This is a genomic window from Streptomyces sp. NPDC056987 (assembly GCF_042673865.1).
Classification (GTDB): domain Bacteria; phylum Actinomycetota; class Actinomycetes; order Streptomycetales; family Streptomycetaceae; genus Streptomyces.
This window is the reverse complement of sequence record NZ_JBHURV010000030.1, coordinates 107,528-117,818: the sequence shown is the minus strand read 5'-3', so window position 1 is coordinate 117,818 and position 10,291 is coordinate 107,528. Positions and strand designations below refer to the sequence as shown.

The 10,291-nt window shown below is 71.2% G+C and carries 8 protein-coding genes and 2 pseudogenes; 6 read left to right on the top strand and 4 right to left on the bottom strand.

Going from position 1 to position 10,291, the window contains the following annotated elements:
• Both ACFTZC_RS29630 and ACFTZC_RS29625 read right to left on the bottom strand, forming a co-directional pair.
• Positions 1–636 (bottom strand): annotated as a pseudogene (locus tag ACFTZC_RS29630) (two-component sensor histidine kinase); the annotation flags it as partial.
• On the bottom strand, positions 623–1,303 hold the full coding sequence (locus tag ACFTZC_RS29625; protein WP_382894844.1) for a response regulator transcription factor: 681 nt from the start codon (positions 1,301–1,303) through the stop codon (positions 623–625). The pseudogene ACFTZC_RS29630 and the gene ACFTZC_RS29625, both read right to left, overlap by 14 nt.
• A 128-nt stretch (positions 1,304–1,431) precedes the next feature.
• Between ACFTZC_RS29625 and ACFTZC_RS29620 the strand changes: the two genes are divergently transcribed.
• Positions 1,432–2,967, top strand: a complete 1,536-nt coding sequence (locus tag ACFTZC_RS29620; protein WP_382894842.1) for a glycosyltransferase family 39 protein — start codon at positions 1,432–1,434, stop codon at positions 2,965–2,967.
• 370 nt (positions 2,968–3,337) lie between these two features.
• Here the strand turns inward: ACFTZC_RS29620 and ACFTZC_RS29615 are convergent.
• Positions 3,338–3,508, bottom strand: a pseudogene (locus ACFTZC_RS29615) (ISAzo13 family transposase); the annotation flags it as partial.
• Positions 3,509–3,652: 144 nt separating this feature from the next.
• Between ACFTZC_RS29615 and ACFTZC_RS29610 the strand changes: the two are divergent.
• The 3 genes from ACFTZC_RS29610 to ACFTZC_RS29600 all read left to right on the top strand — a co-directional run bounded on the left by ACFTZC_RS29610 (position 3,653) and on the right by ACFTZC_RS29600 (position 7,353).
• Positions 3,653–4,042, top strand: a complete 390-nt coding sequence (locus ACFTZC_RS29610; protein WP_382894840.1) for a hypothetical protein — start codon at positions 3,653–3,655, stop codon at positions 4,040–4,042.
• 164 nt (positions 4,043–4,206) lie between these two features.
• Positions 4,207–6,078, top strand: coding sequence for an ABC transporter ATP-binding protein (locus ACFTZC_RS29605; RefSeq protein WP_382894855.1), 1,872 nt, complete (start codon positions 4,207–4,209; stop codon positions 6,076–6,078).
• Between the two features lie 246 nt (positions 6,079–6,324).
• Entirely contained in the window at positions 6,325–7,353 is a 1,029-nt protein-coding gene (locus ACFTZC_RS29600) for a GNAT family N-acetyltransferase (RefSeq protein WP_382894853.1), read from the top strand.
• An 81-nt stretch (positions 7,354–7,434) separates the two neighbouring features.
• Here ACFTZC_RS29600 and ACFTZC_RS29595 read toward each other — a convergent pair whose 3' ends face one another.
• Positions 7,435–8,280 (bottom strand): alpha/beta hydrolase, encoded by an 846-nt coding sequence (locus ACFTZC_RS29595; protein WP_382894839.1) that lies wholly within the window; start codon positions 8,278–8,280, stop codon positions 7,435–7,437.
• 92 nt (positions 8,281–8,372) lie between these two features.
• Between ACFTZC_RS29595 and ACFTZC_RS29590 the strand changes: the two genes are divergently transcribed.
• Both ACFTZC_RS29590 and ACFTZC_RS29585 read left to right on the top strand, forming a co-directional pair.
• Positions 8,373–9,314: a LysR family transcriptional regulator gene (locus ACFTZC_RS29590; RefSeq protein WP_382894837.1), complete on the top strand. Its 942-nt coding sequence runs from the start codon at positions 8,373–8,375 to the stop codon at positions 9,312–9,314.
• A complete protein-coding gene (locus tag ACFTZC_RS29585; protein WP_382894835.1) occupies positions 9,311–10,273 on the top strand; it encodes a phosphotransferase family protein in 963 nt (320 codons plus the stop codon). The genes ACFTZC_RS29590 and ACFTZC_RS29585 overlap by 4 nt, the downstream gene beginning before the upstream one ends.
• The last annotated feature ends 18 nt before the right edge of the window (positions 10,274–10,291 follow it).

The following is a 10,291-nucleotide window of genomic DNA, read 5'->3' as shown; positions in this document are numbered from 1 at the left end:
GAAGTAGGCGGCGGCCGCGATCAGTACGAGGCTGACGAGTCCGGCCCGCAGCAGCAGGCGGTCGATGGTCTCGGTGATCGCCTCGGCTGTGTGCGGGAGCACCACCACATAGACGCGCAGTGTGGCGTCGGAGGCGACACCCAGAGCAGCGACCTGGTCACTCCTCAGGTCATCGGCCCAGACATCGGCGGTCACGACCTGGGTGGTCCCGCCGGCCATGTCGAATTTATCCCTGGGGTTGTAGTCGGGGTTCGCAGGGATATGGACGGTGGTGGGCAGCACCGGCGGATCCCCGAAGGCTTTCGGTGGGGTGGGCATCACGTGCCGGGTGTCGGGGTAGGCGTCGCTCAGGGCCCCGCCCGAGGCGACAGCGGTGCGCCGGCCGGTCGCGACGACCTCGTAGGGTATGGCGCCTGTGGAGGGGGGAATGACCCCCTTGCCCAACTGTTCGCAGAGTGACCAGAGTTGCATCTTGGCTTGGTCCTCGGCGACCTGTGTGCTCTCGCGGTAGACGTCGCGGTGCAACCACCATCCGATGCCGGCCAGGATGACGGCGGCGGCCGAGGCGGCGACCAGGGCTGTACGGACCCGTACCGAACGCGGCCACCAGCGGAGTCGTGGCTCAGTCGCGTTCACGGTCGTCCACCAGCCGGTAGCCGGTACCCCGTACGGTCTGCAGGGACTGCCGCTGGAACGCGCCGTCCACCTTCTTGCGCAGGGCGCTCACCCGCGCCTCCACCAGGTTGGGGTCCCGGGCTTCATCGGGCCACGCGTGATAGAGCAGATCCGTTTTGGAGACCGCCTGGCCCGCCCGGCGGGCCAGCAGCTCCAGCACGGCGAACTCCCGGGGGGTGAGTTCCACCCGGGTCCCGGCCCGGCGGCAGACCCGGCCGGCGACGTCCAACGAGAGGTCGCCCACGGCAAGGACGGGCGGGGCGACCGTGGCGGCTCGTCTGACCAGGGCCCGCAGCCGTGCGACGAGCACCATGTAGGAGAAGGGTTTGGCCAGGTAGTCATCGGCCCCCGTGTCCAGAGCCTCTGCCTGATCCCAGTCCCCGTCCTTGGCGGTGAGTACCAGAATGGGGGTCGCGTTGCCCTCCCGGCGCAGTTGGGCGCAGACTTTGTAACCGTTGAGTCCGGGCAGCATCAAGTCCAGGACGACAAGGGCGTATTCGCCGGTCCGGGCCATCCACAGTCCCTGTCGGCCGTCATGGGCGAGGTCGACGCTGTAGCCCTCCGCGGTGAGGCCGGTGTGCAGGGTGTGGGCAAGGTCCACCTCGTCTTCGACCACCAGGATGCGCATGCGGTGCAGCCTCGCACACTGCCGGCCCGCCTTCCTGATCGGCCGGTCAGGTTGGGTCAGCAACCGGTCAACGAGGTCCGGGCACGCTGGCGGAGTGTCTTCGCCACTGCTGAAAGGCCCTGTCGCCGATGTCCCTTGATGAACGTGGCCCCGCCGTGGCCAGGACGATTTACCCTCCCGTACCCGCCCGTCGGCCATCACCGGGCCCGGCCACAGCCGTTGTCGTCATCGCGCCCTTGTTGCTGACCATCGCGCTGGGGCTCTGGGGTATCCGCAAGAAGAACAGTATGTGGGGGGACGAGGCCGTCACCTATCAGCTCGCGCACCGCGATCTTTCGCAGATATGGCTCACCGCCCAGGAGGTTGATCTGGTCCATGCCCTCCACTACGCCATGATGCATGAGATCTTCGCTCTCTTCGGCGGAGGGCTGCTGACGTTGCGGCTGCCGTCGGTACTGGCCATGTCCGTGGCGGCGGGCGGAGTCGGGCTTCTGGGGCTACGCCTGGCGGGACCCCGTGCCGGGCTGCTGGCCGGGCTGGTGTTTTCGCTCCTTCCCCAGGTCCAGCGGTACGCGCAGGAAGGCCGCTCGTACGCCATGGTCTGTGCCCTGGTCACCTGGGCCACCTATACGCTCGTGGTCAGCGTCCCGCATCGCGCCCGGTGGCGGTGGGCGGTCTACGGCTCCACCATGCTGCTGGCCTGTCTGCTCCATGAGTTCGCGGTCCTCGCCCTGGTCGCACACGGCGTCACACTGATCGTCTCCCGTGTTCCGCGACCGGTGCTGAGGGCGTGGAGTGTGACTGCCGCGGGCGTTGTGGCCGGGCTGTTGCCGCTGGCCATCGGTAGTGCGGGGCAGTCGGGGCAGGTGTCCTGGATCGACTGGCCCGGGACGCGGCTTCTTGGTTTCCTGGTCATGTCGGTCGTGGGCGTGGCGTGTGCCCGCGCGCCCCTGGGGGTGCGGGGGCCCGTGCGGCTTCCCGCGTTGGCTCTGCCGATCCTTGTGCTTCCGGGCCTTCTGCTGGTGATCGTCTCACTGGTCAAGCCCCTTTTCGTCGACCGGTATGTGCTCTACAGCTGTATCGGAATGGCGTTGCTGCTGGGCGCCTGGATGGATCACTTCCAGCGGCTGCAGCGGTCTTCCCGGACGGCGTGGATCGCGGTGGTCGCCGTACTGGCCGCGCTCGTCCCGACGAGCCTTTCGCTGAGGACGCCCCAGAGCCGGAGCACTGACGTCATCGCCATCGGCGCCACCGTACGCAAGGAAGGCCGACCCGGCGACGGGCTGCTCTACCTCTCCGGCCTCCACCGGATCTGGACCGCGGCCAACGCCGAGGACACCCGTCTCCTGACGGATCTGGCCCTGGCACAGGACCCCGCTTCATCGAACACACTCGCAGGTATCGAGCTTCCCGCCCAGGACATAGCGGCACGCATGCTGGAATTCGACCGGATCGTCGTGGTCCGCGCCCCGACGGGTACACACTCACCCACCAACCCTCAGGAGGAGGCGAAAACAAGCACCCTGCGACGGCACTTCCGCGAGTACGGAACCACTCATGTCAACGGCGCGCGAGTCACCGTCTATGTCCGCGACCACGCCCCGTCTCCGAAGACCGGTCCCGGATCCAACAGCCCGGGAGAGAGCGGTGAGGTGATGAGGTGACCGCAGGTGGTACCGACCCGGCGTCGGCGGGCGAAGCCAGGTTCCTGCGGACTGCCGATCCCGGCGGGGTGCAACGCCGCGGCCGCGCCCGCCGGGGGGGCTGCCACAGCAAGGAAGACCCCGAGCGCACCGCTCGTGAGGAACCGCCCGCCACTACGACAGACTTGCCGTGTTGTACTCATTTCGATTTCTCCTTGGGGAAGGTCCGCACACCATCGCGCTCGGACGACGCCTGTCCGTCGCCACCGGAACCGGGCGGTCCAGTTCCCACTCTCGTCGGCACGCTGTGACCGGAGCCCTCTTGGCCGTGGCGTTGTCACCGGCGATGGGCGGCGCGCTGCGGTCCGAGTCCGCGCGACCTCTCAAGGTGACCGCGCTCGCCGGACTCGACCAGCGCCGGCAGGGCGTGCCTCAGCCCCGGGTCCCGTTCGGTCGCCTTCTTCCGGCCTCCGCCGACTCGGCGGACGCGGCCCAACGGGGCTGTGCCGGAATCGCGTTCAGCCACACCGCGCGTAACCGTGCCCTCCCGGACGCCACAACTGCACGGGCGACGGCTTGATCCCGCGGCCGTTCCCGCCATGCCCGCCGGCTGTTCCGCGCCAGGCCTTCGGCCTCGCGTCACCCTGCCGGATGACCCTCGGCGAGAACGCCAGCGCCGCCCCGCGGGCGCCCCTAGGGTTTGCCCATGCCTGTGAAGGTTCCCTTGGAAGAGACCGCGTACAACGTCGACCGCATTGCCCCTGCCGGCCGCGAAGTACAGCCCGTGCGGCCTGAGTTCAGCATCGCGGGCTTCGCCGGTGAGGTGGCGGCCGACCCGCGCCGGCCGGAGTCGAAGGGCCGGATCGCCCGTACCGGCCGGACTCCGGATGCCCGCCCCCGCCGCACCCGCTGCCTCCCCGCCGAACTCACCACCACCGCCACCATCGCCACCCCGCCGGTGCCCCAGTTGGAGGACGTCATGCATCCTGCCCGTGCGTACCAGCCCCCTGGAACCGAACGGCGGTTCAGCACGATCCCCCACGGCCTCGGCAGCATCATCCGCTCAGTAACCCCGGATACGGGGTGGGCGGCGTGAGCGACGAGCCCACCGATGCGTCAGCCGGCGGTGTCCCGGGGCCGCGCACCGCCCCGCTTCCGCCCGCTCCCGGGACAGAGCCTGCCGGACCGGCGAAAGCACCGGACCTCCCCCTCGAAACCGGGCCGGGCGCCGCCGTGGAGTCGGCCGCTCCGGGGCCGCAGATGCGGTATGTGGATCTGACCGGCAGCCGTGAGGCGGCCGGCCGCTCGATCCGGATGCGCGACATGGCCAGGCGCCTCCCGCAGTTGGTGCGCCGGTCGCTGGCTCTCGCCTGGCGGGTCGACCGACGGGCGACCGTCGGCCTCCTGCTGTGCCAGGCCGTCGCCGGCGTGATGCAGGCCGTGGGCCTGGTCGCGATCAGCGGCACCCTGACCGCGCTGCTGACCAGCGGCGACATCTACCACCGGCTCTTGCAGGCATGGCCGTCCGTGGCGCTGCTCGCCGGCGCGTCCGGCGTGCGCGCAATCCTGGGAATCACCGTCAGCTGGCTCTCCTCCCGGCTGGGGCCGCTGATGTCGCGCGAGGCCCAGCAGATGCTGCTCACCGGCTGCGCCGAGGTGGAGCTGTGCGCCTACGACGAGCCCGACTTCAACCGCGACCGCGAGGCCGCCGACCGTGGCGCGCAGGTCACCGGAGACCTGATCGACGAAGGACAGGATCTGATCGCCTCGGCGGCTTCCTTCCTCGCCGGGGCCGTCGTGCTGGCCGGAGTGAGCTGGGTGCTCCTCCCGCTCCTGGTGGCGGCCAGCCTGCCGCAGGCCCTGGCCCAGATCAGCGCCGCGCGGGTGCGCTATCTGGCGAACCTCCGCAGCAACGGGGACAACCGGATGCTGTCGGTGCTGCGGTGGCACATCTTCACCCGGGAGGCCGCCGACCAGATCCGGGCCGGCACGATGGCCGCGTTCCTCTCCGGCCGGTACCGGCAGACGGTCGCCCGGATCAACCGCGAGGACCGGACCGCGGCCGACACGGCGGCGCGCATGTCCCTGGTCGGCGCGGTGTGCGGAGGCGTCGGCTCGGCGGTCGTCTGGGGCGCGGTGGTATGGCTGCTGGCCACCGGCCGTATCAGCGTCGGGCACGCCGGAACGGCCGTCTTCGCCCTGCAGACGGTAGGGCAGTCGGTCCGCGGACTCGTGGCCGTCGGGGCACGGACCGTGCGTACCGGGCTGTACATGGACGACTGGACCGGATTCCTGGACAAGGCCGGCGGCTTCCGCATGCGCCGGGGCTCGCACCGGCCCGAACCGCCGAAGACGATCGAGCTCCGGTCGGTCACCCACCGCTACTCCGGCAAGGACCGGGACGCGCTGTCCGACGTCTCGCTCACCCTGCGCCGGGGGGAGGTCACCGCCCTGGTCGGCTTCAACGGCTCGGGAAAATCGACGCTGTCCAAGCTGGTCAGCGGCCTGTATCTGCCCACCGACGGGCAGATTCTGTGGGACGGCACCCCCACCGGCGACGCCGACCCGCAGGCGCTGTGGCAGCAGGTCGCCCTGGTCCCCCAGGACTACGCCCACTGGCCCCTGACCGTGCGGGAGAACATCACCCTCGGACAGCCCTCGCCGCGCGGCGACGCGGCGGTGCGCGAGGCCTGCGAAGCGGCCGGCGCCGACGAGGTCGTCGACCGCCTCGGCGCCGGCCTGGACACCCTCCTGGCCCGGGAGTGGCTCAACGGGGAGGAACTGAGCGGCGGCCAGTGGCAGCGCATCGCCCTCGGCAGAGCGTTCTTCCGCGAGGCGGGGCTCCTGGTCCTCGACGAGCCCACCGCGAACCTGGATCCCCGCGCGGAGTACCGGATCTTCCAGCGGCTGCGCGGACTGGCACGGGACCGGGTGGTACTGCTGGTGACGCACCGCATCACCAACGTGGCCGTGGCCGACCGGATCGTGGTCCTCGACGAAGGCAAGGTCGTGCAGGAGGGCACCTACCAAGAACTCGCCGAGCAGGAAGGGCTGTTCAAGCAGCTGCTGTCCTACCAGGTCACCTCCGACACAGCCCTCGGCGACGGCGAGCAGCACGGGACACACCCATGAGCCACCCGGCGTTCCGCCCTCGGCATCCGGGCGAGGGCGCTCGGCGCGCACAGGCCTCCGACAGGCGCCGCGCCGGGGAGGCATGCCCGGTCGAGGCGCCCCTCGGCCCGGTGAGCTGAATCGTCGCCGGCAGGCCCTTCACGGCGATCCGGACGTCATCGAGCTCGGACGCAGGCCCCCGGCGCTGCCTCGCGCCGGGCGCCACCCGTACAACTCACCACAGGGAGAATCCACGTGAACCTCGACATGGGGCCCGTCGCCACGGCCGGACCACCGGCATCCGCCGGGCGGCCCGCGGTCCGCGCTGCCACGCCCGCCGATGCCGAAGGGATCGTCCGGCTGCGCTCCGCCTATGTCCTCTCCGAACCCTTGAGCGAGGAGTGGATCCGGCGGTGTGCGAACGAATTGGCGCCGCGGCTGACACCGGCGGGAGACGCCCGTGCCTTCGTCGTCGACGCCCCGGACGGCTCGATCGTCTCCTGCGCCCTCGGGCTGATCCACCCCGTACTGCCGGCACCGGCCTATCCGAAGGGCCTGGCCGGCCGCGTGCACGTCGTCGCCACACACCCCGGCGCTCGGCGCCGCGGCTGTGCCCGGGCGGTGGTGTCCGCACTCCTCGACCGTCTCCACGCCGAGCACGTCACCCTGTTCGAACTGCACACCAGTGAGGAGGCGGCACCGCTCTACCGTGAGCTGGGTTTCGCCGGCAGCGCGGCGCTGATGCGGATGACACGTCTCGAAGAACCGGTCGTTCCGAGCCCACGGGTGGGCGGCACCGACTGGCTGCCGCCCGAGCAGTATGCCGAGACAGTCCTCAAGGCCACCGCCTTCGCATGTGTCTACGTCACCGACGAGCACGACCGGCCGCTCCAACTGCACTCCGTCTACTCGCCGTCCCACCCGTGGCAGATGGTGGGCGGCACCATGGATCCCGGTGAGCGCCCCTGGCAGACAGCCGTTCGCGAATGCCAGGAGGAGACCGGTATCACGCCGTCCGGACCGCCTCGGCTTCTGGCGACGGTGTACGGCCTGCCCGGCACCGAGTGGCCCTACAGCACGATCGGCCTCGTCTTCGACGGCGGCCGGCTCTCCGAGGCCCGGATCCGCGGCATCGCCCTGGATCCGCGCGAGCACGACGAAGTCCGGGTCCTGCCCTTGCCCGAATGGGAGGCGCTGATGCCGCCTCGGGACTTCGCGCGCCTGAGCGCCGTCGCGGAGGCCCGCCGCACCGGTGTGGCGGCGTACTTCGACACCTGGGACTGGGGCAACGAGTGAGCCCAGGACCGAAGTCCTCGCCTCCGGACGGTCCGCCGTGAGCTCCATGGACCTCGACCGGCAGCACAAGGCGTCCGCCGCTCACGGCAGCAGAGCCGCGGCGAGCTCACGGGGCCGGGCGGCGAACGGGCTGTGGCCGCCCGGGAGGGTGCGCACGGTGAACGGGTTGCGGGGCATGACCCGGTCGGCTTCCGCGATCATCAGATCCTGCACGGCCGTGGGCAGCGCCCGATCGTCCGCGCAGCGCAGGAAGGTCCGCGGGACGCGTCCCCACCGCCCCGGAGTCACGGTGACCGGGGTGGTGGGGATCGCCAGCGGCAGATCGGGGCTCAGCGCCGAGCGCCAGCGGTCGAAGCGGTCCGGAGCGGTGTCGTGGTAGTGAGTCTGCCGCAGTTCCTCGACGTAGGCGGGATCCTGCGAGAGCGGGTTGATCCGCACGGCGCCCAGTTCCCCGGGGTCGCCGAGGTTGAGACCCTGGCCCCGTGCCGTGGCGTTCTCGGGCGAGCCGAGATAGTCGAAGAACCGGGGCCGTCCCGCGGGCACGAAGGCCGAGAGGTAGACGATCTCGTCGACGAGTTCGGGTGCCCGCTCGGCGGCCAGTGACGCGGGGCCGCCGCCCGCGCTGTGCGCGACGAGCACGACACGACGGTGGTGGCGGGCCTGGCGCAGCGTGTCCAGCACGGCCGCGGCGCTGTCGTCCATCGTCACGGTGGCGAGCGCGGACTTCTCGGTCGACAGGCCCGGCTGGCCCGGCTGGAGGTATCCGCTGGGCAGTGGCGCGTCGAAGCCGTGCCCCGGCAGATCGACGGCCATGCTCGCGGCTCCGAGTCCGGCGAGTGCGCGCTGCGTCGCCGCCCACTGCCCGGAGCCGTGCCAGGCCCCGTGCACGAAGACGAAGACGGTGCCTGGGGAGGAAGGATCAGTCATGACCGCATTCCACGCGAACCGGCCCCGATCATCCAGTGAAAGATCTGACAAGCTGGCCGACGATATATTCAAGATATGACCGGGAGGCTGGCATGGAGGCGCGGCACCTGCGGTACGCACTGGCCCTCGCCGAGCACGCACACTTCGGCCGGGCGGCCGGTGCGCTGGGCATCGCACAGCCTCCGCTGTCCAAGCAGATCGCCGATCTCGAACGGGAAGTGGGCGCCCGCTTGTTCGATCGCACCCGCCAGGGGGTGTTTCCGACGGCTGCGGGCGCGGCCTTCCTCTCCCGGGCGCGCAGGGCGCTCGACGAGATCGCGGCGGCCTCGGTCGACGCGGCCAGGGCAGCGCGCGGCGAGACGGGACGGCTGCGCCTGGGGTTCATCGCCTCGGCACTGCTCGAACCCCTGCCGGACGTCCTCGGCCGGTTCGGCCGCGAACGGCCCGACGTGCGGCTGGAGCTGCACGAGATGGCGACCAGGCGCAGCACGGCCGCGCTCGTCGCCGGCGAACTGGACGTGGCGATCGGCCTCGGCCGGCCAGGGGGCGTCGGGGCCGAGCAGTTGGTATCGGTCCCGATCGGACACGACCATCTGGTCGCGGTCGTGAGCAGCGCGCACCCGTACGCGGGTCGGTCGTCGGTGGACGTGGAGCAGCTGCGGCGACAGCCGCTGATCGTTGCGCCGGGGGAGGACGAGCCCGCCGTCGCCACCGGGCTGCGGACCCTGCTGGGCAAGGACTCCCCGGCGCTCTCCGGCGCGACCGTCGCGAGGGACATCCACACCATCATCGGCCTCGCCGCCTGCGGGGTGGGCGTCGGTCTGGGACCCTCTCGCATGCTGGCGGCCCCACGACGGGGCACGTGGTTCTGCGAGGTGATGCCGCGCACGCCGCTGCCCGATCTGGTCCTGTCCTTCAGCGCCCGGGACCGTTCCCCGGCACTGAACGCCTTCCTCGACGTCATCCGCAAGAACTGCCCCGACGTCGGTGCCGCGCTCGACCACCGGCTCGGACCACTCGGAGTGGCCCGGTGACCAACCACGATGAGGCGGCGGCCGTCCGACCGCTGACGCTGGCCTGGGTGGGCCGGCACCTGGAGACCGGTGAACGGATCGTCGCAACCGAGGCGCTGTACGGCGGCATCACCGCGGAGATGCGGAGGCTGACCATCGCCACGCGGGACGGCGGCACCCGTGACCTGGTACTGCGGAGCTTCGTCGACCCGTTCCGCGTGGCGCACGCCGAGGACGGGCTGAACAGGGAGGCCGGCGCCCTGGCCCTGCTCGCGGGGACCGGCGTGCCGGCTCCCGGACTGGTCGCGGTGGATCCGACCGCCACGCGGTGCGAGTATCCGTCGCTCCTCATGACGCACCTGGCGGGCCGGACGGTCCTCGACGACGAGGGACTGGAGACGCGCCTCCCTCTGCTGGCCCGTCAACTCGTGGGGATCCACACGGTGCGACCCGCCGAGCGGCCCCGGAAATACGTGACGTTGACGACCGCCGACACCGTCGTGGTTCCGAAGGGCGCCGACGCGGCGGCATGGGCCGCCGCTGTCGACGTCATCCGCAAGCCCCCGCCACCCTGTGAAGGGCGGTTCCTGCACCGGGACTTCCAGCCGGGCAACGTACTGTTCGACATGCCGCTCGCAAAGCCGGCAGACGCCCGGATCTCCGGCGTCGTCGACTGGGCGGCGGCCTCCTGGGGCCCGGCGGATCTCGATGTGGCGCACTGCTCCACCAACCTCGCGCTGCTGCACGGCCCGGCGTGGGGTCCGCGGTTCGCCGAGGCGTACGAGGAGGCCGGCGGAGTGCTGGCCGCGACCACGAGCGAGCGGCTGTACTGGCGGGTGCGGGACGGGCTTGCGTGCTCGGAAGAGGTACGGGCGGTGGCGCGGCCGTGGCGGGAGGCGGGGAGGACAGAGCTGACGACGCGAGCCGTGGAGGAGCGGCTGGATGCCTATGTCACCGCTCTGATGGACTCGCCGGCCTGAGCGGGGGCGGTCCGCGAC